Here is a 25816-nt window from a genome sequence, read left to right as displayed (position 1 = left end):
TGGACATGCTCGAAATAAGATCATTAGATTTAGAGGTCGATGGAAGACCTGTACTAAAAGACCTCAACCTTACGATCAAAGAAGGAGAATCCCACGTACTTCTCGGTCCGAATGGATCAGGAAAGACATCCCTCTTACTTGGCATACTTGGTTTTCCAAAATACAAGGTGACAGGCGGCAGTATTATATTTAAGGGTGATGACATCACCGGCCTTTCAACTGCTGAACGGGTAAAACTTGGAATGGGCATTGCATTCCAGCACCCACCTGTAATACGCGGCATCAAACTGGGCGAAATGGTAAATCTTTGCAAAGGTGATACATCCCAACAGATAACCCAGCAAACCCGATCTCTTGCAAAAAAGCTGCATTTCTCAGATGAATTCCTGGAAAGGGATGTGAATGCTGGTTTTTCAGGAGGCGAGATCAAACGGTCTGAAATAATGCAGTTAATGGCACAAGACCCGGATTTTGTAATGCTCGATGAACCTGATTCAGGAGTGGACATTGAAAATATGGAACTGATCGGAGATATGATCGGTGAACTGCTGCATAGACGGATCCGTCCGAGCAAACGAACCGCATCCGGGCTGATCATCACACATCTTGCAACCATCACTAACTATATAGAGGTTGACTGGGCGCATGTTATGCTCAATGGTATGATCGCGTGTTCCGGAAACCCGAACCGGATCATTAGCGATATTATGAAAGGAGGTTACAAGAAATGCGTAAGGGAATGTCAGAAGACAATGGACCGGATATAGGGAAATATACCCTGAAGGCAGAAAAACATAACGCAAAAGACCTACCTGAGATTGAAGATAAGTATAAACAAGCCTTTTTAGATGTTGGGTATGATCCGCAAGGGGAAGAACGCTCAGGGTCATTCCTGCAAGTTGATCATTCTGTTCTGTGCTCAAAGGTGATGCAGGAAGGTGTCGAGATCATGAGCACTACTGATGCCCTTGAGAAATATTCGTGGCTCTCAGATTACTGGTGGCATGCGGTTGCTCCTGATAAGGATGTCTATACGCAGCAGGTTGATAAAAAACAGACACAGGGATACTTCCTGCGAACACTTCCTGGTGTTAAAACCACTTATCCATTGCAGTCATGCCTGTTCATCGGACAGGAAGGATTATCGCAGAATGTGCACAACATCGTCATTGCCGAAGAGGGGTCTGAGCTGCATATCATCACTGGCTGCTCGGTTGCAGAAATGGTTCAATCTGCGCTGCACCTCGGTGTCTCTGAATTTTATGTAAAGAAAAATGCCAAGATCACATTCACTATGATCCATAACTGGGCGCCTGAGGTAGAGGTACGTCCGAGAAGCGGCATCATTGTTGAAGAGAATGGTGTGTTTATCGGCAATTATGTTTGCCTGGATCCGGTTAAGGATCTGCAGATGTATCCGGTCACATATTGTGGAAAAAATGCAAGAGCAACTTCCCAGAGTATTATCTATGCATCAAAAGATTCAAAGATCGACATTGGCTCAAAAATGGTGCTAAGTGGCGAGAACAGCAGGGCGGAGATCATTTCACGCACGGTTGCAACAGACCATGCTGATGTTACAGCCCGTGGTATTCTTAGCGGGTCTGCGCCAAATGTGAAGGCTCACCTTGAATGCATCGGCCTGATGCTCTCTGATAATGCACGGATCTATTCTGTGCCTGAACTTGAAGCGACCGTTAAGGATGCTGAACTCTCGCACGAAGCAGCGGTCGGGCGCATATCAGAGGAAGAGATTGCATACCTTACAGCACGGGGTCTGTCAGAAGAGGAAGCTGCGGGTGCGATCGTACGCGGATTCTTAAATGTGGATATTGAAGGATTACCGGCAGCTCTTGGTGCGCAGGTACGTCAGATGATCAGGATGAGCGCTGAGGCGCTGGAATGAGATCACTAATACACTTTACTTACATTTTATGAGACTTTTTAAATTCGTCTGAAAATGTGTATGATCACATATATATTCTGTGAAATACTTAAATTGTGTCCTGAAAATAATAAAAAGTCTCTCAATGAGGGGGGGAGTGCATGAATATCAACACCACACTTAGAAAATTTATTGAAAATAGTAATTATTTCAATAATAGATTGAATCGTGAAGTCATCGAGTTCATTGATGAATCAAATATTGATTGTAAATATAAAAAAGCTCAAAAACTAATCGAACAACTTGTTGAACCACATCGTAAGAATCAATTGTATAGGCATATTACTGAATTATATGAAGTTGAAGTAGCTACAATGAGTTTAACTGGAAAAAGAGACCATGTTCTTCATTCAGTAAACACATTTTTACTTGGGCTTTTTATTAATGATAAATATCTTGACAAAAAAGTGGATATGTTCCAGTGGAACATATCTGCCTTATTTCATGATATTGCATATCCATTAGAAATTTCTCAAAAAATTATCGAAAGATACTTTAACAAATTGAACTCAATAAAATGTGAATTAGATGTTGAAAATTTCACTCCAAATTTGAATATAGTTCCTAAAGATTTCGAAAAACTAACCAACAATAAAAATTCTTTTGAATATATACAAAAAAGAGTTTATAAATGGGGATTAGATATAAATGTTCAAAAAAGATATGCTGACATGATTTTTTCCAATCAAATTTGTCATGGCATTATAAGTGCCTTAACTGTTCTGTATTTGATTGATCTAATGTATCAGAGTAATAATCCAGAACGCAATAATAATAATAATAATCACAGTGGATGGGAACAGAGATATTTTGAAAATGATGTTGTTTCTGCATGTTCTGCAATTTTTTTACATAATCTGTCAGATGACGCGTTTAAAAATATTAAGAAAAATAAAGCACCATTGCCTTATTTATTAAAACTTTGTGATGAACTTCAGAATTGGGATAGACCAAAGACTGATATGCTTAATGGAGACTCTCCTGAAAATTATGATGTATTCATTCATGATAATAAACTTATTTACAAAGTCGGAAGTGAATCTATTAAATACGAGATTTTACACAAAATAGAATGTTTAAATGATAGAAATGTTGTAATTAAAAATGAAACTCAACAATAATGAGTCATTCAGGCTGTCCCAAAACAAAAAGCATGTGTACAAATCAAATAAAATCTATCTGATTTGGGATAATAAAATTAAATCATACTCAATGATTGCCCAATTATGATAAAATATAGTCGAATTGTATAATGTAAATTAGTTTTGGGACATCTTTCATTAATTGTGTTCAAGGATAAAAAATCTGACGAACATGGCATGATAATGAATGGTACTATTATGTTTCGGATATTGTCGCAATACTCACAGACAGCAAAGATGAACTTGCTTATTGGAGAAATCTCAAGCAGAGGGAACCGGAACTCTTGACAATTTGTCACGGTTTGAAACTTGACAATGAGCGCTTGCGTGCCCATGTCTGATATATTCGAATTCACGACGCTGTACATTCCCAGGAGCAAGTGGTAAGTCATGGGATTTGCGTTCCAGAGCTTGAACCCCGGTCATTTCATCGGTACTCAGTGTTCGTTCACCTTGTCTGGCGCGTTCTGGGGCGGTGATGTACAGTTCTGAGATGTCCCTTACTTTTTCGTAAAAATCCTTATCGTTTGACGGTGTTAACCAGTAACGGATTTGGTGGGGTTTTAAGTCTGCTTCGTCCAGCAAACGTCCAACATGTCGAAGAGAAATGCTCTCTACGATATTTCGCTTTACAAGTTCATCAGCTAACTCTCGGCTTGTCCAATGGCTAATTGGACGATCAAACTCTCTTGGGTCTTCACAGGCAATGGCAAACAGATGGGTCACTTGTTCTGCTGTAAACGTAGGCGGCGACCCAGGTCGAGGAGCATCTTACAAACGTTCCGGAACTGACTTTTCATAATCAGCCAGATCTAACCAACGCCGTCGCCAATGACGGGCTGTATCGCGGCTGATTTTGAGTATGAGAGCGATTTGCTGATGGTTTTTACCTTCATCAGCAAGTAAAATGATTCGTGCTCTCAGTGCAATTTGCTGAGGTTGAGCAGGCTGCTTTCTGTCCCGCCGCAATCGTTCCCGGAATTGAGTTTTCTGCAGATAAGTTACTCCAGGGGCGGACCTTCTCCTACACTGATACGCAGCGCTACCGGCTGGTAACAAACTACCTGCAGCTGCCCATCAACCGACCCAGAGTGCCGGTCAATAACAATCAGCGCGATGGAGCCATGTGGACAGGGGAATTCAGCGGGCATGTCAATTATGAGCCAAATAGTTTAGACCCGGATGCCCCAGGGGAAGCTCTGGCAGGCAAGCCATATATGCACAGCATAGAAGGAGAAGTGATGCGACAGAAGATCAGACTCACCAATGATTTCATTCAGGCTGGAGAGAGATATCGGTCTTTGAACAAGATGGACCAGGAACATCTGGTGGATAACCTCACCGCAGATCTATTGAGCATTAACAGACCGATCCAGCAGCGGGTAGTTGATAACCTGACCAATGCTGATTCTGAGTTTGGCAGATTAGTAGCCGAGGGTCTGAAACTCTGAGAGATTATGGGAAATAATCGAACGCATGAGAAGCCCGGAATATATTCTGCCTGACTATCCGGTGCATACCAAAAATATCAATTATTTCCTTTTGTCTTCAGATCATGCCTCTTTACAACATTCTCAATCTCATTGATCTGCTCAAGCACAGTAACACCCTGCATCCGCTTTAATCGATTTGCATTCTCAATATCCACATTCCTCGTATACAAAGTCAATTCCTTACCATCCGGAAGTATTGTCGAGATACTTCCCACATATTGATCAGCAGGATATAAATATATAGGTAATCTTGCTTTTGCTGCCTGAGATACAGCATTTGTCAGCAGAGAGTCTGCAATTCCATATGCGATCTTTGCTGTGGTATTTGCACTCATCGGGCATAGAAGGAACAGATCGAACTTACCCATCTGCATCTCCCCTGCAATGAATGGAGAGTTGGCTCCAACCTCAACCTTTGGTTTTGGAAACATCTTATTCAGATCCTGCCATAACTTGTACCATTTCATCACAAGTTCCCCATTCTTTGAGAGATATACCTTAATATCCAGATCATATCGACCAGAGAGATCCTTCATGATCGCAAAGGTCTCTTCTATCTGGTCGCCACATCCTGTGATTCCCCATGCGATCCTTAGCATTTTATTACCTCCTAACCATCTCTGCAACTGCAATTAAACGATCGATCGTCTGGTGCATGTTCCTGATACCATCAGCATCCTCGCTGACACCTTTATCCTTTGACCGGAATATACATGCAAGATTTGCACTGAACGAACCTTTACCCACAGGTATCATCTCGCTGATCATATAGAAATTCTCAATTGATCTGACCGCAAGCTTCTACCCGCCTAAGCGATATTCGCCGAAGGCTACTGCTGCTCCTACTTTATTGCTGAGTGCAACCGGATTACTTGCCACCGGTGCACGGCAACGGTCAGGCATTGTTTTGGTCTGACCGTTTTTTTAAGCGGCATGATCAAGTGCATCACGTACTACATGATCAGTGGATGCACATCCCGGGCTTCCGGAGATGCCCGGTACTATGATTCATATTATTTACTTTTTGATCTTTTCTGCCAGATCCTTACCCAGCCGGTTACATTCCTTGAGATCCTTTTCATTTGGCTTATACTGAACTCTCAATACAGGATCTAGTACATTCATGCCACCAATTCGCATCTTCTCAGCGATCATTATGGGAGCTTCACCGCTCCATCCATACGAACCAAAAGCAGCTCCGTCTTTTCCTTTTGCTCCGGCCCCTACCATCGCATCTACGAATTTTTCTATAGGTGGAAGCATGGTATAATGAAATGTGGATGATCCAATGGCTATGGCATCGGCAGCCGCGGCCTCTTCGGGTTCCCAATCATAGAAACTCTTTATATCCACATCCACATTCCTTGATCTGGCACCATCTGCTATGGCATCAGCCATTGACTTAGTATTGCCTGTTGTACTTAGATATACTACTGCAAGTTTTGACATTTTATTCACCTCTAATTCATACTTTATTTATTGATCATATCTGCAATTTGATTTCCTAATTTCTTACATTCTTCAATACCATCATCGGAAGGCTGGCGTTTAATTCTCAGGTTGGGCTTAATAACATCCATCTCATAGCCTTCCAGCATTTTACTTATAACATTAGCTGCTTCTCCGCTCCAGCCATATGATCCGAAAGCAACCCCGACCTTTCCCTTAATTGGTTGGTCTGCCATTGCCTTAACATAATTGATAACGGTGGGCATGGCTGCCCCCTTATATGTAGCAGAACCTATTGCTATAGCATCTGCATTTTCAATATCAACCAGAGTATCTTTATCTATTTTGTTAATAGTTACTTCCACTCCTGCACCCTTTGCTCCTTCTTCAATAGCCTTTGCCATCCTGCCGGTATTACCGGTGCCGGTCCCGTATATTATTGTCAGTTTAGACATTTGCTGTACCTCAGTCGATCTTCTTGAACATTTCTTTTGGTGCATTACAGATAGGACACTTATCGGGCGGGTTGTTCTTTACTGTATTGCCACATATCTGGCAAACATAATATTCAACTTCCTTGTTCTTTCCGAGATTATCCAAAGCTTCATTATAGAGACCGGAATGGATCTCTTCAACCTTATTAGCTACATCAAAACTCACGATTATTGCATCTGATGCCTTTTCTTCTTCTGCCTCTTTAATAAAGTCGGGATACATCTTCTGGAACTCATCATCCTCACCAGCGATCGCAGTTTTCAGGTTATCGGCAGTACTGCCTATTGCATCCATCACCCGCAAGTGGTTCATTGCATGGACGGTCTCGGCTTCTGCAACTGCCCTGAACAGTTTTGCCACTTGGGAATATCCTTCCTGCTCAGCTTTTTCTGCAAAAGCAAGGTATTTTCTATTCGCCTGGGATTCTCCTGCAAAAGCTTCTTTTAAGTTATTTTGTGTTGTCATTTAATCACCTTGACCAGACTACAACTCCACACAGTTTTGCCATACGCCGTGGACATTGCAATAAGAAAGTGCACAGAATGCCTTGAATTCTTCAACAGGTACCTGGAACCTGGCATTCGGATTTGTTAATGCAGGTGCAAATTCTGCCCTGCCAAGATCAACTACCTGTCCATCTTGCTTTACTCCGAATAATTCTATCCATGCGATGTGATGCTCTACTGTATTTGGATGCGGCACTTCCTTACCTACAAATACCCGTACAACATCTACATCGCTTTTTCCACGTCCTTTGCCTACTTCAATAACAGGGAGGTGTTTCTCCTTACCTTCAGCTTCGATGTCTTTTAGTATTTCTTCAAATTTCATATTTACACCAGATTTATATTATTAATCATTATAGACTATTCCATAGAATATAAGTTTTACCATAATCCTATTTACAGCACCGATAGGCATTAATTATCCGAATATCGTCATACTCTCCTGCGTAGACCGCATATTATAATAAATTCCCCTGCCGATATATTTCTATTTTGGTTAAAGGTTGAGTTTCCTTACCCTTTTTGAAATGAGTTTGTATATCTTTTCATAAGATGGCGGCGGACCTGTCCGGACATCCTTATCATCAATATACAGAGCATCCGAGATGCCCCATTCCATCAATACATCCCTGTTCGACGTATCTATCTCCCTGAATACGACCTCATCCCCGAACTCTGCCGCCGCCCGCTTTGCCCTCTCATAAACCATGTTCTGGACCTGGCACCAGCCGTTCACAAATGCCGTCACAGTCACCTTTCCCTGTACAGTTTCAGGATTCTTTTTTTGCTTGATCCATTGTGGGGGTTTTACAGTATCTGTAAATGGTTTCCATAATAACACAGAAAGACCCTGCCTGTCCACTTTGGAGTACCCCTGTTTCTTAAACCACGACGCCTTCATCCAGAAAGGCAAAAACATACCCCAGGCTGCCATGCCCTGTGCACCCCTGTCTCTTGCATCATCTTCTGCCGCCCTGAGCAGTGCCTTGCCCATCCCTTTTTTCTGGAAATTACCCCTGCCCTGCTTATGTCCATGTACCCAGATGCAGTATATAAAATAAAGGCCGTTCCCGGCTGCGAACGAGTGCTCAATGGGGCCGTACTGGATCATCCCCCCCACTTGCCCCCCATCATCCAGGGCAAGTTTAACCCTTAACCCTTTTTCAACCATTCCTTTGTACCAAAGTTCCTTACGGGTGCCGGCCTCTTTTATTTCTTCAGACCAATCTTCAAGGCACATGAAATATAATTGCTGGTGTTCATCGGCAAGGTCAATAACATTCATATTTTATCTCCCCCTGAATGATTTCACTTCAATTTAAGTGAAATAAATTCTGATCCTTATGTCTAATCTCCATAAAAATCTGGTAATGTTATTCAAGCCTTTTGTTTATGTATAGGAAATAAGGCCATATAACACATACTCAACTTATCTTTTAAATATTCCCAATCTTTAATTAAGATTTTCTTTCTCATTCCCAGCATCCAGTTCTTCGATCAATTCTGCAATTAAGAATCCAGCTTATGGATTCGATTTAGATTATCCACTTTGTCAAAATCAGAATCAAATGACACAATCTCGCTAATCTTCATATTACATGACTTTCGGCTTAGCAACGGGTTAAATTAGAGAACATTTAAATAATGTAACTTCCTTTATATATTCATGACTGAGATAAATCAGGAGGGTAGAGTATCTACGATTCTGAAAGTTATGAAAAATGTAAAAGAATCCGATTTATCAGTCAATCAATACTTCAAGGAAAAAGACTTGCCTTTCGGACAAGCGCAATATTATCTTTACAGGAAATCGATAGAAAAATTTGGAATAGAAGGCTTGTATGATCAGAGAAGCAAAGGGAATAATCTAAAATTTTCTGACGAAATGAAGAGTTTTGTAAAAGGTTTACTCAAGCATAATCAGTCTTTGACTTCCACTGAAGTTCAAAACGCAATCAAAAACGAATTTACGACCAAAATCTCCAACACAGTGATTAATGATTTTCGTAGGGAGCATGATTTGATTTGGACCGAGTACGCTTCAGTAAAAGAATCAGGAGCCTCTGAGATGATTGTTACCCTCGCCCTGAACAGCGGTTTAATCGATGCGATCACAGATTCAATATGCTTGTGTGCGCAAAATAAGAAGGAATCCGATGCATTCAGGGAAAGTAAATTAATGCAGAAAGATCATCAGGATCTACGGTCAAAAGGCAGATTCACATCAGAATATAACAGGCAGTCTCAAGTGAGGGAATCGAGATTTAAGCCATTGGAAGAAAAAATCGAAAATAAAAGGTTTACTTCAATGAATATATTCTCACTTTCCAGAGAATCCATTATGCGATATGTACTTGCTCTTTTTTCACTGCCCATTGCAACAGCTAATGGGAGAATTAGAAGCGTGGACAATCCAAGAGGTAATGCACTAAAATACCTTTGTGGATTCAATTACAAAGCAGCTACCCTGGATAAGCACATCAGGGAATTGAAATACCTTCAAATATCCAATGAGCTGATAGAAGCAACAGCAAAGTTCTGGATCGATTTCTGGAGCAGTAGAAACATGTCCGATACCATTTTTGCATGTTATTACATCGATGGTAACACCAAAGCATTGTGGTCTTCAAAACCGTGTTATAAAGGTAAAGTAACAATGCTTGGTAGGGTAATGAACTGCCTGGAACAGGTGTTCATTCATGATGGACAAGGACATCCCATATATTTCCAGACATTTAGTGGCAATGCCGATCTTGGAAAGAACGCATTAAGGATGATGGACAGAATAAATAAATATCTCATTGATACTACAACTTTAGACGATGAATTCACAGTTAATAGAATTTTGATCATGGATGGTGGTGGAAATGGTGTTGAGACATTGCGAAATATTTCTGATTCTGATTACCATTTCATAACAATACTGGATCCTAATCAGGTTAATGATAGAAAAATCAAATCTGTATCAAAGGAAAAGCGATATGACTATGGCACTGCTCATCTGATAGATTGTACCATAGAACTCGAGGATTCGAATAACAAGGGTTATATTTTCGAGACGAGAGCTGTGCAAGTTCATTGGGACAATGATAAAAGATCTGTTCTCATAACAAGCTTGTCTGAGGAGATATTCTCAACAGATAACGTGGTAAAGTCCTATTTCGACAGATGGCCTGCGCAGGAATTGAATTTCAGGGATTTGAAGAGTGGGGTCAATATTCATCGTGTGGTGGGTTATGGCAAAAAATTAGTGGATAATACTAAGGTTCTGGAGAAAATTGAAAGACTCCAAAGGGAGATAAACGGACTTGAGAGTAAGTTAGAAAACTCTTTGAATGCGATAAAGGATTTGGAAAACGCACTTCAAATGCGAATTGATGAGGAGCTGATATATCGAGAGAAGTCCATCGTGGTGAAGGGGACGCGAATGCTGTCTAATCAAGATGCGCAAAAATTGGAGGATATTCAGAGGGAAATAAACAGTCTCAAGAGAGGAGTCAAGAAGATAGAAAAGGATTATGAGAAGCCATTTAAGTTGTTGAAGAAGAAAAAGAGTGAGCTTGCAAGAATCATCGATAAGAAGAAGATTTACAGAGTAGATGTGGAGTCAGACCAGATAATGACTTGTTTCAAGATTTCATTTGCGAATATTTGTTGTTATCTGCTAGATGAATGTTTCAATGGTGAAAAAATGACCTTACAACGGCTTTTTGAGGTGGTATTTGATCTTCGTGGCAAGGTAAAAATCGATGGGGATCAACGGAATGTACTTATTGAGAGAAATCCAAAACAGCAAGATGTTATGAAGAAGTTGGAATCTGCATTCGATGTTGTTAATTCGATGGGAGTCAAAGATTTGAATGGGTACAGATATAAATTTAAACTTCTCTGATTTAATCCGTTGCACTATACCCATATAGCCGAAACTCATGTATTATTGAATTTTCTTTGCATCTTTCCTTGGCGAGATTTAAAAAATTACTTCTAACATAAGTTTCATTTTGATGATAATTTAACCATTCAAGTGTATAATTTATTTCTTCTAATACCTGATTATCTGTACCTCTATTTTTAATTAAATTTATTAAACCAGCTCGAACATTATGTTGGCTTTTGACATTTATTATTCCTTTGAGCCATAGTCTGTTTTCTTTAATAACTTCTTCTACTTGTTCTGGATTTCCAAATTTTCCAATACATTTAATAAACTTTTCTCGTACATTAATAGAAATAGATATATCTTCAAAAGGAAATGAAAGCCATTCTTGAATAAAATTAAAAGCACGATCAATAGAGTTTTTATCTTTAAGTCTTTCAATTAAGGATAAATAGGGAGGCAATACGAAATTGTCTTTAGGATGCTTTCGGGACCAATTTTCACAAATTTCAATAGCATCTTTTTTTTGAATATTATTACCACTATCACTTATATATTTTATATACTCTGTTAGTAATTTATCTAGATTATCACCTCTATCAGATATAATCCTATCGACAGTTTCTTTAAGCATGCTTTCTTTTTCAATACGAGAGCCTTTTCCTACAACTAATCTAAATAATGCACAACGTATTTGAATATCTTCTTCTTCTATTAACCACTTTTTACCTTCTTCTATAGCTCTTTTTATTTGTATAGGATTTCCTTTTTCTACAATAGTTAAGTAATCCTTTTTTATATTTATGTTGTGATGGTTTTCTAACCATGCACTTGTATCATCAATAATTATCAGTCGAAATGTATTTTTTGTTTTTAACTGTGTTAAGTAACTTATGAAATTTTCTCTCACACTTATATTGTTTGGATTGTTTTTAAGGTAATCAAAAACTTTAAAAAAAGCTATCTCAACTGTATATTTATCCTCGGTGTTTTTAGCAATGTTAAAATACAGTATTATTATATTTGGGTCGTTTGGAAAATAAGATAAATATTCTAATGCAATTTGTGACGCTTCATTCATTCTCCCAGCACTTTTATAGGTTTGAATAAAAGCGGCAGCATGTAGCTGATTTTGTGGAATCGGTATGTTTTTTAATCTAATATCGTTGTAAACAAATTCTGGGAGCAGGTCGGGGCGAATTTTTCTAATTATTTTTTCGATCACATTTTCTATCCCATCCTTCCAATCAATCCACAATAAATTTTTTAGGAATGAATATTTTTCATCGATTAAATATGGGTTTATAAATCCACAGCGGATTGGTATAATTTCCTTTTGTTTTTCTACAAAAATATCTAATTCTGATAATGTAGTATTTTTAGAAAAATATTTTTCTGATAGTAAAGCTATACAATATTTTGATTCTTCAATACCTTTATCAATATCTTCTTGAAAATTTTTACCAGCGAACAATTCTTTTATATCAATCCAAAGAAAAAAATCTAAATCCGACAAAGCCATCGCTAAAGGAATAGCATAGTCCTTCTCTTCTTCTCTTGCATAGCTAATGAAAATATCTTTCATATTCTTCCAATCTCTATTCATATCGTAAGTTTAATGCCTTAAATAATTGATTGGTATGGTTCTTTGAAATTGCACCATTGTGCAGTGGTGGAATCATTAGCACTAAAAATTTCAGAATATTTTTGAGATCGTTCTAAAGTCTTTAATTTTCAACTTCATCCAAACAGGATCACACAGAATAACTTAATGTGAGATGTTGACATAATTGGTTTGGTACAATATTTTTTTATCTTAATCGTTATACTCCGCAGCTCTGCTGTGGTTGGGACAAGCTATGGTCAATGCAACCTCAGTAGCCTGGAACATGAGATACCCCACCACTCTGCTGTGGGGAGCTTCATCACCATAGTAAAAATCCATCATATCCAGAAAATCCTTGGCAAGATAGCGACATACTGCAGGAGGAAATCCGTAATCTTCTTGCAAGTCGTTGAATAGTTGTTCAGAGATCGTATTGCTTCTTGTACTCCTTAATTTTTCTTCATTATCGTTGTATTGGGACATGGTCATTACCACTATGTGATTGCAATTGTGGTATAAGACATGTGTCCCTTTAGTAAAATTATGCTTCAAATGATAAAGTCCTGCACTCTCCCCCAAAAAAAACAACCAGGGGCTCCCCCACAAGCCCCTTACAAAAAATCCAGTCTTTAATGACTTGCCGCCGCATACCGCTCAGCAATAAGCGCTCGGGTCAGCCTGAACTGGACCCTATGCTTGTCCCAGTCATACTTAGCACCCAAAAACTTAATGAGCCGCTTCTTGGAAGCACCTTTCAGTTCATTTGCCTCCATCAACTCATTCACAAACGCCTTTTCCTGTTCCTTATCAAGCTCAACCATTTACACCGCCTCCGTGGAAACAATAGTGGTCCATCCGGTCGCTACAGGTAATTTCTTAGCAGTCAGGATCAGCCCATCAGGCATATCCTCAACCCTGTAACGTATATTCATAGTACCCGCATCCGAGGTCAGTGCGATCATACTGCCCTTGCCCAGGCCCAGCTTATTGACCATGTTCATATTGACCATCACAAAGTCGTTATCATCAGGCTCGTCGAACCACATGAACGGATTGAAAAGATAGATCAGGTTGCCCTTTTCCTCCACAGGCCCAATATCCAGGACTTCACAGGCAAGCTCCTTGTATTTGGGCTTTGTATATTTCTGGACTATGCTTTCAAGCACGTTATTATGGAGATTCGGATAATCCATAGCCTCACCGCCCAGATCCTGGCTCAGAGTAGACATCGCATCAATACCAGTAGTGCTCTCACCGGAATTGTTCAGCAACAGTCCTTCCACATTCATGAAACTACCCGCCTTTGCACACAAGGGTTCAGTAGCTATCACGATGTCAGCCATTTTGTTCACAGGACTATCCCTGGAAGAAATCACCACCAGGTTGTCCAGCTTCTTTAAGGTCTCAGCCGCAGCATCGCTATTTGGCATCAGTTCGATAGGATCGCTGTTAAGAGTTACCAGTGTCTTTATACTGCCTTCATTGATACCGTCCATTATCTCAGAGATACCTTTCTGTCCGGTACCTTTGCATAGCAGGTCAACACCCGTAGCATTCACAAAAGGTTTCATGAACAGTATCTTGGCCTGGGTCTTCAATGCCAGGTTCAGCATCCGCTTAACCCACCCCGGATCAGTATTGGGATGCACATCTGCTATAATGACAGACTCGCTGTCCAGTCCCAGCTCACTCTCGTACAGATCCGGATCGATATACCTGTTCTCATCTGCAAGATGCAGGTCTTTCCAGCCCACTGATACCACAGATGCCCCGTTCTTCTTTGCAGCCAGAATCCGCCTGACCAACAAAGGATACTGGACATAAGGGTCAACGAACAGTGCGATCCTGTTCGCACTCTCAATATCATCGAGTGTAATACCCACACCAACGGTAGGATGGCATTCCGTAGGAAGTTCAGAATATACGCCCATTCCGGTATTAACCGCAGTCCCAAGCGTATCAGCGATCTTGCTGAAAGCTAGAGATTCCTCATTTGTAGTATTCCCGACACCAAGCATGGTAACATCAGTGCCCTTAAGCTTATCAGATGCAGCCTTTATGGCATCCTCGATACTCACTTCCTTTCCATCCACCATACTGGTAGCTTTTAAGTAATGGTGGGCCAGCTTCATCCCGAACCTGCACAATTTGCCCAGGTTCGCAGGACTACTCTTCATGAAATCAACAGCAAGTGCGCCCTCATCATCTTCCCTGATATACAGGCCGCAACCCATATTACATCCAGGGCACACGGTCTGGTAAACATTTCCTATCATTTTAATATCACCTCGAAGAACGGAGGAACATCATCAACATTCATACCCGGCGTATACTCACGCCTGCGCTGTGCAGGAATAGCAAACCTGCTTTGCAGCAAAGTAATTGGAATATCAGACGGACACACATCACTGCACTGCCCGCATGCAATGCAGCTATCAGTCAGGTGCAGCAGCCGTACCATGTGATACATGCTCATCTTGTAATTGTCAACAAGGGAATGGAACATAGTACACTTGGAATCCTCGCCGCAGGCACAGACCGGACATACCTCCTTACACGCACCGCAATCGATACAATCTGCCATCTGTTCCATGTAATATTGCACACGCTCTTCATCAGGAATATCCGGGAATATCTCCTTTTCCAGGGTGCTGCCAAGATTCACCATGACATCGTTCACTTTCGCCCTTATTGCAATCGCCTTATCACTGGCTGGTTCCACTTTGATCTGGCCCGCTTCAAGTGCGTTTTCCAGAAGTTTTACACCTTTATCGTTCATCACCTGGCAAAATGTTGCACTGCCTGCCAAATCCCCTATCACACCCCAGTTACCACATGCAAGATCTGCATTCACAGGTATCTTAAGCGTACAGAACCGACAGCTTTCACGCCTTCCGAATCCGGCTTCTTCCAGTTCATCGATGGCTATGGCCTTTTCTTCACCGTTCTTTGTCTTAAATATCAATTTACCCTTTTCGATATCTTCGCCAATCACATCTTCAGGGTCAATATCATACATCGCAACAAGCATCTTCTTGGTAGTCACCGGATGCATGCTGCCACCGCAATTCAATCCCACGATATAGGTATTATCCAGGTCGATCATATCACGCTTAGCCTGTTCAATAACAGCCTGTGCATCACATGGTTTGGCAGGCATTGCAACCTTACGACCCATCGCATACTTTGCCAGGTTCACAGGCACTGAATGCAGACTGCCCGTAGATGCTAAGACCTCATCCACATCATCAGTGATGATCGGCACAGCTTCAAACTCATTGACATGTTTCATTACCACCACATTCTCGACCAGTCCCTTCTCAAGGGCTGCGGCCAGTACGGCAGTTACCAGTCCACCGGAAGCACCGCGCTTGCGAACATCTTCGTCAGTGGCATATCCTACCAGCATATCTCCTACGTTAACCATCTTACTTCACCCCTGCAGGTTTAAGAGGACTTGGTCCCAGTTCCTTTACCTTTGCCGTAACCTCATTTATGAAATTGGCAAACCTTTCACCTTCACTGGCAGATATCCAGTTCAGGTGCAACCTATCTGGCTCCAGGCCCAGTTGCTGTAACATCTCTTCCAAAAACTTATACTTCACTTCAGTCTTCTCATTGCCGTTAACATAATGGCAGTCACCAATGTGGCATCCTGTGACCAGCACCGCATCCGCACCCTCAAGGAAAGCATTGTATACATGTAGGGGATCTATCCTGCCCGAGCACATGACCCTGATAACCCTGGTAGATGCAGGCTGCTGGAACCTGCCCATACCTGCCGTATCAGCTCCGCCGTAACTACACCAGTTGCAGCAAAACGCCACGATCTTGGGTTCCCATCCTTCTTCGGCCATGATCACACCTCCCCGTAAGCAAACACATTCTTAACCTGTGCCAGCAGCTGTTCATTCTTGAAATGACTCTGATTCAAAGCACCTGTGGGACAGGCTGCCATGCAGGTACCGCAACCCTTGCACAGGGCTGTGATGATCTTCAACTTATCATCTTCAACTGACAGCGCCTGGAATGGACACATAGGTACGCACACACCGCAACCCACACAGATATCCTCATCCACTTTCGCAGTAATACCCTCGGTCAGTGCCTTACCCTGTGCTAAAAACCGTGTTGCACGGGCCGCACACGCACTGCCCTGGGAAATGGAATATGGAATATCCTTTGGTCCCTGGGTCATACCACCTATAAAGATACCGTCCAGTGTAGTGTCAACAGGTTTCAACTTCGGATGTGCTTCCATCATGAACCCGTCCGCAGCCTTACTTACCTTCAGGATCTGCCGCACAGTCTCAGTACTCTCTGACGCCACCGCACCTACACTAAGTACCATCAGGTCAAGTTCCAGGTTTACGATCTCATTGGTCAGGGTATCCTCTATCCTGGCAATAATATTATGATCCTCATTCTCGGTAACCTCTGCAGGTCTGCCTCTTATGAACCTGATACCCATATCCCTTGCCCTGTTATAGAACTCCTCATACATCCTGAAAGGTGTTCTCATATCCATATACATAATATATACTTCTGTTTCAGGATATTTTTCCTTGAGCAACTGGGCATTCTTTAGGGATGCCATACAACAGAAACTGGAACAATATATGTTAGAGTTCGTGTCCCTGCTTCCAACGCACTGTACAAACCCTATCCGCTTGGGTGGCTGCACATCGCTGGGTCGTACTACTTTACCCATGGTAGGTCCACTGGCATTGATAAGCCGCTCAAACTCCATGGTAGTGATCACATTATCATACAAACCGAAACCAAAATCGTGGTTCGGTTCAGGATCGTACACATCATAACCCGCAGTTACTATAATAACACCCACATCTAGTTCAGAGAAGGTTTCCTGCTGGTCCATATCAATAGCACCGCGCTCGCATGCTTTTATGCACGCACCACAGTCAATACAAATTGATTTATCCACCAGTGCCCGCAATGGCACTGCCTGAGGGAATGGGGTATAGATGGCTTTTCTGGTACCTATCCCTTCATTGAACTCAGTATATGGCACTTCAACAGGGCACTTTTCCGTACACAGGCCGCATCCGGTACACTCATCTATATTGAGATACCTCGGTTTATGCTTCACCTTTACCTTGAAGTTACCCACATAACCATCCACTTCCTCCACTTCGGAGTAACTCATTATTTCGATATTTTCATTCCTGGCAACTTCCACCATCTTGGGACCAAGAATACAGATACTGCAATTATTTGTCGGGAACGTCTTGTCAAGCTGGGCCATCTTGCCGCCGATCGAAGGTCCCTGTTCCACCAGATATACCTGGAATCCCATATCGCCAATATCCATGGCTGCCTGCATACCTGTGACACCAGCGCCTATAACCAGCGCTTTATTCGTCACCGGCACTTCGCTTGACTCTAAAGGCTCCAGTAATGCAGCCCTTGCCACACCCATGCGGACAAGCTCTTTTGCCTTCCTGGTAGCGTCTTCTTTCTCCCACATGTGTATCCAACTGCAGTGTTCCCTGATGTTCACGAACTCGAACAGGTATTGATTCAGCCCTGCTTCTTCTACACAGGCCCTGAAAATGGGTTCGTGGGTCTTAGGCGTACATGACGCCACAAGCACACGGTTCAGGTTCAGATCCTTGATGGCATTCTTTATCTCTGCCTGTCCCGCATCACTGCATGTATATTTATTAACCACGGATGTGACCACATTTGGAAGAGTGGAAATATAATCTGCCTCCCCATAACAGTCCACTGCACCTGCGATGTTCACACCACATTCACAGATGAAAGCTCCAATTCTCAATTCCTCTGGTTCTTCATTTGTTATTGCTTCTTGTTCAGTCATGTTATTCCTCCTTTACTTTTTCCTTTAGAGGATTGGGGCCCAGTGCCCTTATCTTTTCTACAAAATCAGTAATGGTCTCCTGGAATTTCTTACCCTCGGCTGCTGAGACCCACTCCAGATGGAGCCTGTCCTTCAGACCGAGGTGTTCTAATGCATCTACGATCTCCTTCATCCTCTCATCAGTATGAATATTACCTTCGATATAGTGGCAGTCGCCTATATGGCAGCCTGTTACCAATATACCGTCAGTGCCTTCCTTTAACGCTTCAAGGATATGTATCGGTTCAATTCTGCTGCTGCACATCACCCTTATGATACGGTTGTTTGTGGGATACTGCAATCGTGATACACCTGCCAGGTCGGCCCCGGCGTAACTGCACCAGTTGCAGCAGAATGTTAAGATATCAGGTTCGAAATCGCTCATTTATATCCCCTCCCCATAGGCTTTTATTACAGCCATTATCTGGGGTGTTGTGAAATGTCTTGCAGTTATTGCACCGGTCGGGCACTCAGCAGCGCAACATCCGCATCCTTTGCACACAGCCGGGTTGATCTCACTTTTCTTAGTGATATATACGATCTCCTCGGTCTCAACTGTGACCTCTTTAAGCTCAGGTGCCTTGTACGGACATACCAGGGTACATCGGCCGCAGCCAATGCACAGCTCGGAATCAACCACTGAAACATTTCCTATAGTTTCAAGGAAATCCCTTGAAAGGATAGTACATGCACGAGACGCTGCCGCAGATGCCTGGCTGACAGATTCGTCGACCAGTTTAGGTGCCTGTGATGTCCCGGCTAAGAACACACCATCGGTCGCACATTCTACTGGCCGCAGTTTAATATGCGCCTCCAGGAAGAACCTGTTAGCATCCAGCGTTACCTTGAACATCGGTGCAAGCAGTTCATTTGTTTCAGGAGTGACCATAGGTGCACTTAGAACCATCAGGTCGTAATTAATCTCGAAATCCATATTCATCAGGTGATCAAATACACGCACTGATTTTTCGCTAACTTCGGGTTCCTTATCCTCGGTATAGCGCATGAATACCACACCAAGTTCCCTGGCTTTGGTATACAGCTCTTCCCAGACCCCGAAGGTCCTGATATCCCTATATAACACAGTAATATTCCTATCGGGATCAGATTCTTTTAACCTGAGTGCATTCTTCATAGCAACAGTGCAGCATGCCCTGGAACAGTAAGGCCGGTTATCATTTCGCCCGCCGGCACACTGTATGAATACTACGTTTTTGGCATCCACACCCTCTTCCATCATCTGCTCAAGCTGGCTTTCTGTTATGATATTAGAATACTCGCCATATGAGAAGTAACCCTCAGGCTCAAATTCATTTGCGCCGGTAGCAATAATTGCTACTCCGAACTCAATATCCTCATCAATATTCGCACCTTTGATGTGACCCTTGAAATTACCCATAGAACCTTCCTGCTCAGTCAGTTCAGTTTCTTTGTGCACAGTAATATTCGGGTTGGATTCCACTTTCTGTATTATGGGTTCCAGTACTTCCTTAGTAGTGCGTCCGTCCTGGAGATGTGTGAACTTGAGTAACATTCCTCCCAGCTCGGACTCTTTCTCAAGAAGCGTCACTTTGAATCCTTTTTCGCCAATATCGAGTGCAGCATTCATTCCTGCGATACCTCCGCCGATCACAAGAGCATCCTTATTGAACTCAATTTTCTCCTGGTACAAAGGCTGAAGCAGATTGGCTCTTGATACACTCATCCTGATAATATCCTTGGCCTTTTTAGTTGCTTCTTCTTTATTGTTCTGGTGGACCCAGCTACAATGTATCCTGATAATAGCCAGTTCGAATAAATACGGGTTAAGACCAGCTTCCATCAGTGTTTCCCTGAATAACGGCTCATGGGTTCTTGGCGTGCATGATGCAACCACCATATGGTTCAGGTTATGCTCTTTTACCAGATTAGCAATACCTTCCAGACTATCCGTACTGCAGGCATATACTTCCTCTTTTGCAAGCACAACATGCGGCAGTGTCTTAGCATACTCTACTACATCAGGTACATCTACTATATTGCCAATGTTTGTTTATTCCGCAGCGGCATACTACCACACCGGTCCTGATCTCATCCCCCATATCCTTCTCAGGCGCTCTTTCTCAGTTACCAGAGTCCCTCTTTCACTGGATAACATAGATGATGCTTTACTGGCAGCTCCGCTGGCATCTGCAACAGTGTCTGGGATATCCTTTGGAGCCTGCATGGCACCGCAAACAAAAATACCTGGTTTTGACGTCTCCAGTGGACTATCGATCTTTGTCTTGACAAAATCGTTATCATCCATTTCCACGCCTGCTATTTTTGCCAGGTTTTTACTGCTCTCGGATGGTGTAAGTCCTATAGACAATACGACCATATCAAACTCTTCCCGTTTGATCCCGCTGCCGTCCTCTGCCTCATATTTTAATGAGATATTATCTGTCACAGGGTCTACTTCCACACCAGACGGGCGGCTGTTGATAAAGCGTATTCCCTTCTCATTCTTGGCCTTCTGGTAGAATTCCTCGAATCCTTTACCAAAAGCCCGCACATCAATATTGAAAATTGTCGTCTTAAGATCAAGATCGTGTTCCATAGCCACCATAGCTTCCTTGGTAGCATACATACAGCAAACACTGCTGCAGGTATTGCGACCGATCTCCGGACTCCGCGAACCTATACACTGTATCCAGGCTATATTCTTGGGATGCGACCCGTCAGCAAGGGTCACATGACCTTCGAATGGTCCTGATGAGCTCAGTTGCCTCTCAAATTCCAGGGATGAGACCACATTTGGATGGTCGATCCTGTACTGCTCCAGGTTTGAAGCATCGTAGGGTTCGAATCCTGTATTTAAGATAACACTTCCCACATTAATGTCTACTTCTTTGTCAGTATCCTCAAAATTAATAGCATCGTTCTCGCATGCTTTCTGGCAATTGCCGCATTTACCCTTGGTCAGGTATAAGCAGTGATTAGCATCAATGGTAAATACTCTCGGTACCGCCTGTGGGAATGCCAGGTAGATGGCTTTTCTGTTATTCTGGCCCTCATTGTATTCATCAGGCACTTTAACAGGACATTTGGAAACGCACAACTCGCAGGCAGTACACTTATCATAATCCACGTATGTAGCCTTTTTCTTCACAGTTACTGTGAAATCACCCGGTTCACCTGTAATTCCTGTGATCTCACTGTAGGTCATGAGTTCAATATTAGGATGGCGGGCCACTTCAGCCAGTTTGGGAGACAGCGTACACATCGAACAGTCCAGTGTTGGGAATGTCTTATCCAGCTGGGCCATCTTGCCACCAATGGTTGTGCTGCTCTCGATCAAATAAACCTTCAATCCGCTACTTGCCAGATCAATGGCACTCTGGATACCAGCTATTCCTCCGCCGGCAATAGCCACAGCACCAACTAATTTACTCATTTGCACCACCTCTGATCTTCTCGATCTTTTTATTAAATTCTTCATTTACTATCAGGTTCTGGTTAATACCCAGTTCACTAAGTGGAAGACCCATAGCAAGTCCCAGAAGCTGTGAATAATGCACAACAGGTATATCATACACTTTATTGAATTTCTTCTTGACCTCTGTCTGGCCGACATCAAACTGCAGGTGACAGAAAGGACATGCATCAATGATACAATCCACACCGGCTGCTTTCATGTGCTCCAGTTTATTCATGACCATCTGGAGTGAAGTGTCAAGTACTGCCGTACGTGCACCGCCGCCTGCTCCGCAGCATGCCATTTTATCCTCATAGTCCACGCTGGTAGCTCCTGTTGCTTCCACAAGTTCATCAAAGAACGTGGGGTTCTCTGTGCTTCCGAGATGCCTCTCTTTACTTGGTTTGACCAGATGGCATCCGTAGTGAAGGGCAACGTTGAGGTCCATAGGAATGGTAACTGCTTCTTTGATCTTTTCAGCTCCGACTTCCTGGGAAAGGTACTCGATAATGTGGCGCACTTCGATCGTACCTTTAAATTCATGCCCGATCTCCTTAAGTACCTTATTAACTTCTTCTCTGAGTTTCGGATCTTCTTTCATGATACTGTTGGCATCGACCAACGATCCGAAACACCCGTTACAGACAGTAAGGATATCCAGCCCCATCTCTTCCGACAGCGTTACATTCCTGGATGCCAGCGCTAGCCATGTGATCTTGTCAAATGACCTGAACACACCGGGAGCCGGACAGCAGGAAGCACCTTCAAGGTCTACAAGTTCAATGCCCAGTTTTTCAAGTGTCTTTATAGTAGCAGCTTCAATGCCAGGATATCGATTGGGTGCAATACAACCCAGGAAGAATGATAATTTACTCATGATGTTTCCTCCTTATCAGCAACAAGTTCATCAAAACCGGTAATCTTTAACAGTTTTTGAACTTCGCCCAGTGCGTTCTCGAACTTATGCACAGTAGGCGGAGTATCGTCCAGTCCTACGTCCTTACGCTTCTCTTTTGCGTCGTCATTAATTGGAACTGCATGTCCTAACTTGATCACCAACTGGCTTACTTTCCTGTGATTATCAAGCATGATACCATTTTGGATCGCAATGGTCCTGATCTTTAGCAGGGTATCCACATTCTTCACACCCTGGGGACACCTTTCCTGGCACTTGTAACATGTAGTGCAGTACCAGAGATATGGACTGTTCAACAGGGCGTCCTTCATGCCAAGGTTTGCCATACGCAGGAACTTACGGATATTGTACTCGGGTTCCTGTTCGGCCATGGGACATCCGGAAGTACATCCTGTACAGTTAAAGCACAGGGTAATTTTATCGGCATCCGGTTCCTTGAACACCTCATCCCTGAACTCCATATCAAAATCAGATGTTTTAATAATATCACTCATATTACTTACCTCCCATCTGCTCGGCAAGGAACACTGTAAGGTCCTTAATATCGTAATCATACTGCTCAACTGATTCCTGTTCATCCTTCATGCAGTTCAGGTGGGCCAGGCACTTGGGACAGGTAGTAATAAGTACCTGTGCATCCACGTCCCTTGCCTCGTCAAGCCGGGCCTTTCTCAAGGCTTTACTCTTGTCATCGCAATTCATTAATGAACTTACACCGCAGCACCAGGCATCGTTCTTGTTGTGTTTCATTTCCACTACTTCACTGCCTGCATTGGCAAGTGCGTCCCTGGGTGCATCGTATTCACCCATATGCCTGCCCAGCCTGCACGCATCGTGGTATGTCACCTTTATTCCTGAATCGATTCCCAGATCGGCATCTTTCAGGAGCTGGCTGATATGAACAACCTCGATAGGCAGGTCATAGTCCTGGCTTAATGTGCGGTAACATTCTGCACATGATGTGACCAGCTTTTCGATACCACTCTCTTTTATGATCCTGGTATTCTGTTCTTTTAGTTTTTCGAATGTTCCTTTGTCCCCCTGCCAGAGCTGGTCATGCCCACAGCATTTCATCTGCATAAGCTTGGGGTCCTGGTCTATACTTTTTAGTAATTTCACTGATGAATCTGCAATTGATTTGAAATCCACATCCAGCTCGAAGAACATATCATGAAAATCGAGACAACCGGGATAGTAACCAATTTTTGAATCATTGTTTCCAACCTCTTCGAGGCTGGTCTTACTCTCGTCCAAGTCTACCATCAGGTCGGTTATTAGGTTAAACACTCCCTTGTGAGCTATATCACCATTTTCATTACTATCCCTTACTTCTTTGATAAATTCAGGATAGTCAACACCTTGCGGACAGCCGTCATAACAGAGGCCGCAGGTCAGGCAGTTCCAGATATCATCTGAAGTCGTCCTGTATACGTTGTTCATGTAAATAGTGTTTCTCGGTGAGGTTTTAACAACCCTCCTGACCGGACAGATGGCAGTACATTTTCCGCATTGATAGCAAAGTTGAATATTTGAAGACGTAATAGTCACCTACCATATACACATATCCTTGTCAAGTGAGCAATGTAGGTGTTAAATATTTCGCTTTGTTCCAGTTATGCAGTATGCGTATAGTCTGGATACTGCACCAAAACTATAAAATCAAACAAAACAGAAGATATGGATAATGTCAATTTCTATCGGACTGGCCGGAAAACCAAATTCAGGTAAGAGCACTTTCTTCAATGCTGCCACACTTGCCAATGTTGAGATGGCAAACCATCCATTCACAACCATAGATGCCAATCACGGGGTCACTCATGTAAGAGTTGAGTGCCCATGTAAGAGCCTGGGCAAACAATGCGGTCAATGCCAGGACGGTACCAGATTCGTGCCTGTAGAGATCATAGACATTGCCGGGCTTGTCCCTGATGCCCATAAAGGAAAGGGGCTGGGCAATGCATTCCTGGATAACCTGGGGCAAGCCAATGCCATCATACACGTGATAGATGCATCGGGCGGCACTGACATTGAAGGTAATCCGGTAGGCATTGGCCAGCATGACCCTGTTGATGATATTGAATTCCTTGAACACGAGATCACTATGTGGATGTCCGGTATCCTTAAACGTAACTGGGACAGGCTCTCCCGCAGGATAAAAGCCGAGAACCTGAAATTGGAGCGGGTTATCTCTGACCAGTTGCAGGGTGCAGGCGTGAACGAACACCAGGCAAGGGTAGTGCTGTTAAAGATAAAAATGCCTGACGACCCTACCAAATGGACTGACGAGGAGATGATCGCACTGGCAGATGCCCTGCGCAAAGAAAGCAAACCCCTGATAATCGCTGCCAATAAGATGGATATTGCACCACCTGAACTGATAGAGCGTCTTATGTCAGCGGACCGTGTGGTGGTACCCACGTCTGCAGCTGCCGAATATGCCCTGCGTATGGCTGCTAAAAGTGGTGTGATCGAGTACCTGCCCGGTGATAAGGAGTTCAAGATCAAAGCAGAACTAAGCGATGCCCAGAAGGTGGGGCTTGATAAGATCAAGATGCTCCTTGACGAAAAAGGCAGTACCAAAATCCAGGAGTGTATCAATACCGCGGTCCTGGAACTGCTGGACCAGATAGTGGTCTATCCGGTCGAGGATGAGAATAAATATACAGATAAAAAGGACAGGATGCTGCCGGATGCATTTTTATTGCAGCGCGGCTCAACGCCTCATGACCTGGCATATATGGTCCATACCGATATCGGTGATGGCTTCCTGCATGCAGTGAATGCCAAAACCAAGATGCGGATGGGTGAAAAACATGAACTTGAAGATAGTGATGTAGTAAAGATCATATCTACTAAATAAAATATGACCCTATTGCAGATGAATTTTTCCTTCAATGATGATAAAACGAGATGCTAAGAATTAGAGATTATTTACTATTTACTAGGACTATTCAGAAAACCGCAGAGAGCGCAGGCGTGCCGAGATAAATTCATACTCGCCAGTTGGTGCAAATCCAACCTGAGGAAAGGCTAGCCACCACCTCAGAACTGAACCCCACACCCAGGCTGG

23 protein-coding genes and 3 pseudogenes are annotated in these 25816 nt (G+C 42.9%); 6 read left to right on the top strand and 20 right to left on the bottom strand.

From position 1 onward, the window contains the following. Positions 1 to 5 precede the first annotated feature (5 nt). The 3 genes from HF974_12820 to HF974_12810 all read left to right on the top strand — a co-directional run bounded on the left by HF974_12820 (position 6) and on the right by HF974_12810 (position 3066). Positions 6 to 767, top strand: a complete 762-nt coding sequence (locus HF974_12820; protein MBC2699187.1) for an ABC transporter ATP-binding protein — start codon at positions 6 to 8, stop codon at positions 765 to 767. After that, complete coding sequence (locus HF974_12815) at positions 728 to 1906, top strand: SufD family Fe-S cluster assembly protein (protein ID MBC2699186.1); 1179 nt, start codon at positions 728 to 730, stop codon at positions 1904 to 1906. The genes HF974_12820 and HF974_12815 overlap by 40 nt, the downstream gene beginning before the upstream one ends. 140 nt (positions 1907 to 2046) lie before the next feature. Beyond that, positions 2047 to 3066, top strand: a complete 1020-nt coding sequence (locus HF974_12810; protein MBC2699185.1) for a hypothetical protein — start codon at positions 2047 to 2049, stop codon at positions 3064 to 3066. A 282-nt stretch (positions 3067 to 3348) separates the two neighbouring features. On the opposite strand, the pseudogene HF974_12805 reads toward HF974_12810, so the two are convergent. Continuing rightward, positions 3349 to 4083 (bottom strand): annotated as a pseudogene (locus HF974_12805) (IS630 family transposase). On the opposite strand from HF974_12805, the gene HF974_12800 reads away from it, so the two are divergent. Further along, the gene (locus tag HF974_12800) at positions 4011 to 4538 is read left to right on the top strand and encodes a catalase (GenBank protein ID MBC2699184.1); all 528 of its coding nucleotides are present in this window, start codon (positions 4011 to 4013) and stop codon (positions 4536 to 4538) included. The pseudogene HF974_12805 and the gene HF974_12800 overlap by 73 nt on opposite strands. Before the next feature lie 77 nt (positions 4539 to 4615). On the opposite strand, the gene afpA is transcribed toward HF974_12800, so the two are convergent. From afpA to HF974_12765, 7 genes and pseudogenes are all read right to left on the bottom strand, one after another. Continuing rightward, positions 4616 to 5179: an archaeoflavoprotein AfpA gene (gene afpA, locus HF974_12795; GenBank protein MBC2699183.1), complete on the bottom strand. Its 564-nt coding sequence runs from the start codon at positions 5177 to 5179 to the stop codon at positions 4616 to 4618. A gap of 4 nt (positions 5180 to 5183) precedes the next feature. Continuing rightward, positions 5184 to 5588: pseudogene (locus tag HF974_12790) on the bottom strand (hypothetical protein). Between the two features lie 9 nt (positions 5589 to 5597). Beyond that, complete coding sequence (locus HF974_12785; GenBank protein ID MBC2699182.1) at positions 5598 to 6029, bottom strand: FprA family A-type flavoprotein; 432 nt, start codon at positions 6027 to 6029, stop codon at positions 5598 to 5600. Positions 6030 to 6052: 23 nt separating this feature from the next. Continuing rightward, positions 6053 to 6484: an FprA family A-type flavoprotein gene (locus tag HF974_12780; protein MBC2699181.1), complete on the bottom strand. Its 432-nt coding sequence runs from the start codon at positions 6482 to 6484 to the stop codon at positions 6053 to 6055. A gap of 10 nt (positions 6485 to 6494) precedes the next feature. Next, positions 6495 to 6989, bottom strand: coding sequence for a rubrerythrin family protein (locus HF974_12775; GenBank protein MBC2699180.1), 495 nt, complete (start codon positions 6987 to 6989; stop codon positions 6495 to 6497). 18 nt (positions 6990 to 7007) lie between these two features. Beyond that, positions 7008 to 7355 (bottom strand): desulfoferrodoxin, encoded by a 348-nt coding sequence (locus HF974_12770; protein ID MBC2699179.1) that lies wholly within the window; start codon positions 7353 to 7355, stop codon positions 7008 to 7010. Positions 7356 to 7526: 171 nt separating this feature from the next. Continuing rightward, the gene (locus HF974_12765; GenBank protein MBC2699178.1) at positions 7527 to 8315 is read right to left on the bottom strand and encodes a GNAT family N-acetyltransferase; all 789 of its coding nucleotides are present in this window, start codon (positions 8313 to 8315) and stop codon (positions 7527 to 7529) included. A 381-nt stretch (positions 8316 to 8696) separates the two neighbouring features. Between HF974_12765 and HF974_12760 the strand changes: the two genes are divergently transcribed. Beyond that, a complete protein-coding gene (locus HF974_12760; GenBank protein ID MBC2699177.1) occupies positions 8697 to 10922 on the top strand; it encodes a transposase in 2226 nt (741 codons plus the stop codon). A 1-nt stretch (position 10923) separates the two neighbouring features. On the opposite strand, the gene HF974_12755 is transcribed toward HF974_12760, so the two are convergent. The 12 genes and pseudogenes from HF974_12755 to HF974_12700 form a co-directional block, all read right to left on the bottom strand. After that, positions 10924 to 12492, bottom strand: coding sequence for a toll/interleukin-1 receptor domain-containing protein (locus HF974_12755; protein MBC2699176.1), 1569 nt, complete (start codon positions 12490 to 12492; stop codon positions 10924 to 10926). A gap of 231 nt (positions 12493 to 12723) precedes the next feature. Next, positions 12724 to 13002, bottom strand: coding sequence for a hypothetical protein (locus HF974_12750; GenBank protein MBC2699175.1), 279 nt, complete (start codon positions 13000 to 13002; stop codon positions 12724 to 12726). 140 nt (positions 13003 to 13142) lie between these two features. Continuing rightward, on the bottom strand, positions 13143 to 13334 hold the full coding sequence (locus HF974_12745) for a hypothetical protein (protein MBC2699174.1): 192 nt from the start codon (positions 13332 to 13334) through the stop codon (positions 13143 to 13145). Then, on the bottom strand, positions 13335 to 14789 hold the full coding sequence (locus HF974_12740; protein ID MBC2699173.1) for a hypothetical protein: 1455 nt from the start codon (positions 14787 to 14789) through the stop codon (positions 13335 to 13337). Then, positions 14786 to 15940, bottom strand: coding sequence for a 4Fe-4S binding protein (locus HF974_12735; GenBank protein MBC2699172.1), 1155 nt, complete (start codon positions 15938 to 15940; stop codon positions 14786 to 14788). Before HF974_12735 ends, HF974_12740 begins: the two co-directional genes overlap by 4 nt. 1 nt (position 15941) lies before the next feature. Further along, positions 15942 to 16370, bottom strand: coding sequence for a hydrogenase iron-sulfur subunit (locus HF974_12730; protein MBC2699171.1), 429 nt, complete (start codon positions 16368 to 16370; stop codon positions 15942 to 15944). A 2-nt stretch (positions 16371 to 16372) separates the two neighbouring features. Then, a complete protein-coding gene (locus HF974_12725) occupies positions 16373 to 18355 on the bottom strand; it encodes a CoB--CoM heterodisulfide reductase iron-sulfur subunit A family protein (GenBank protein ID MBC2699170.1) in 1983 nt (660 codons plus the stop codon). A 1-nt stretch (position 18356) separates the two neighbouring features. Continuing rightward, positions 18357 to 18779: a hydrogenase iron-sulfur subunit gene (locus HF974_12720; protein ID MBC2699169.1), complete on the bottom strand. Its 423-nt coding sequence runs from the start codon at positions 18777 to 18779 to the stop codon at positions 18357 to 18359. After that, positions 18780 to 21809 (bottom strand): annotated as a pseudogene (locus tag HF974_12715) (CoB--CoM heterodisulfide reductase iron-sulfur subunit A family protein). Continuing rightward, positions 21802 to 22707: a CoB--CoM heterodisulfide reductase subunit B gene (gene hdrB, locus HF974_12710; protein MBC2699168.1), complete on the bottom strand. Its 906-nt coding sequence runs from the start codon at positions 22705 to 22707 to the stop codon at positions 21802 to 21804. Before hdrB ends, HF974_12715 begins: the two are co-directional and overlap by 8 nt. Further along, the gene (gene hdrC, locus HF974_12705) at positions 22704 to 23240 is read right to left on the bottom strand and encodes a CoB--CoM heterodisulfide reductase subunit C (protein MBC2699167.1); all 537 of its coding nucleotides are present in this window, start codon (positions 23238 to 23240) and stop codon (positions 22704 to 22706) included. Before hdrC ends, hdrB begins: the two co-directional genes overlap by 4 nt. 1 nt (position 23241) lies before the next feature. Further along, positions 23242 to 24294 carry a (Fe-S)-binding protein gene (locus tag HF974_12700; protein MBC2699166.1) on the bottom strand — a complete coding sequence of 351 codons (1053 nt, stop codon included), beginning with the start codon at positions 24292 to 24294 and terminating at the stop codon, positions 23242 to 23244. Positions 24295 to 24430: 136 nt separating this feature from the next. On the opposite strand from HF974_12700, the gene HF974_12695 reads away from it, so the two are divergent. Then, positions 24431 to 25606, top strand: coding sequence for a redox-regulated ATPase YchF (locus HF974_12695; protein ID MBC2699165.1), 1176 nt, complete (start codon positions 24431 to 24433; stop codon positions 25604 to 25606). Positions 25607 to 25816: the final 210 nt, after the last annotated feature.

It is taken from the genome of ANME-2 cluster archaeon (assembly GCA_014237145.1).
GTDB lineage: Archaea > Halobacteriota > Methanosarcinia > Methanosarcinales > Methanocomedenaceae > Methanocomedens_A.
The sequence above is the reverse complement of the archived record's forward strand: the minus strand, read 5'-3'. Positions and strand labels throughout refer to the sequence as shown.

Bases quoted from the DNA above. Each gene is read 5' to 3' on its own strand.
- HF974_12820 (MBC2699187.1), top strand. From the start codon at position 6: ATGCTCGAAATAAGATCATTAGATTTAGAGGTCGATGGAAGACCTGTA.
- HF974_12815 (MBC2699186.1), top strand. From the start codon at position 728: ATGCGTAAGGGAATGTCAGAAGACAATGGACCGGATATAGGGAAATAT.
- HF974_12810 (MBC2699185.1), top strand. From the start codon at position 2,047: ATGAATATCAACACCACACTTAGAAAATTTATTGAAAATAGTAATTAT.
- afpA (MBC2699183.1), bottom strand. From the start codon at position 5,179: ATGCTAAGGATCGCATGGGGAATCACAGGATGTGGCGACCAGATAGAA.
- HF974_12785 (MBC2699182.1), bottom strand. From the start codon at position 6,029: ATGTCAAAACTTGCAGTAGTATATCTAAGTACAACAGGCAATACTAAG.
- HF974_12780 (MBC2699181.1), bottom strand. From the start codon at position 6,484: ATGTCTAAACTGACAATAATATACGGGACCGGCACCGGTAATACCGGC.
- HF974_12775 (MBC2699180.1), bottom strand. From the start codon at position 6,989: ATGACAACACAAAATAACTTAAAAGAAGCTTTTGCAGGAGAATCCCAG.
- HF974_12770 (MBC2699179.1), bottom strand. From the start codon at position 7,355: ATGAAATTTGAAGAAATACTAAAAGACATCGAAGCTGAAGGTAAGGAG.
- HF974_12765 (MBC2699178.1), bottom strand. From the start codon at position 8,315: ATGAATGTTATTGACCTTGCCGATGAACACCAGCAATTATATTTCATG.
- HF974_12760 (MBC2699177.1), top strand. From the start codon at position 8,697: ATGACTGAGATAAATCAGGAGGGTAGAGTATCTACGATTCTGAAAGTT.
- HF974_12755 (MBC2699176.1), bottom strand. From the start codon at position 12,492: ATGAAAGATATTTTCATTAGCTATGCAAGAGAAGAAGAGAAGGACTAT.
- HF974_12750 (MBC2699175.1), bottom strand. From the start codon at position 13,002: ATGACCATGTCCCAATACAACGATAATGAAGAAAAATTAAGGAGTACA.
- HF974_12745 (MBC2699174.1), bottom strand. From the start codon at position 13,334: ATGGTTGAGCTTGATAAGGAACAGGAAAAGGCGTTTGTGAATGAGTTG.
- HF974_12740 (MBC2699173.1), bottom strand. From the start codon at position 14,789: ATGATAGGAAATGTTTACCAGACCGTGTGCCCTGGATGTAATATGGGT.
- HF974_12735 (MBC2699172.1), bottom strand. From the start codon at position 15,940: ATGGTTAACGTAGGAGATATGCTGGTAGGATATGCCACTGACGAAGAT.
- HF974_12730 (MBC2699171.1), bottom strand. From the start codon at position 16,370: ATGGCCGAAGAAGGATGGGAACCCAAGATCGTGGCGTTTTGCTGCAAC.
- HF974_12725 (MBC2699170.1), bottom strand. From the start codon at position 18,355: ATGACTGAACAAGAAGCAATAACAAATGAAGAACCAGAGGAATTGAGA.
- HF974_12720 (MBC2699169.1), bottom strand. From the start codon at position 18,779: ATGAGCGATTTCGAACCTGATATCTTAACATTCTGCTGCAACTGGTGC.
- hdrB (MBC2699168.1), bottom strand. From the start codon at position 22,707: ATGAGTAAATTATCATTCTTCCTGGGTTGTATTGCACCCAATCGATAT.
- hdrC (MBC2699167.1), bottom strand. From the start codon at position 23,240: ATGAGTGATATTATTAAAACATCTGATTTTGATATGGAGTTCAGGGAT.
- HF974_12695 (MBC2699165.1), top strand. From the start codon at position 24,431: ATGTCAATTTCTATCGGACTGGCCGGAAAACCAAATTCAGGTAAGAGC.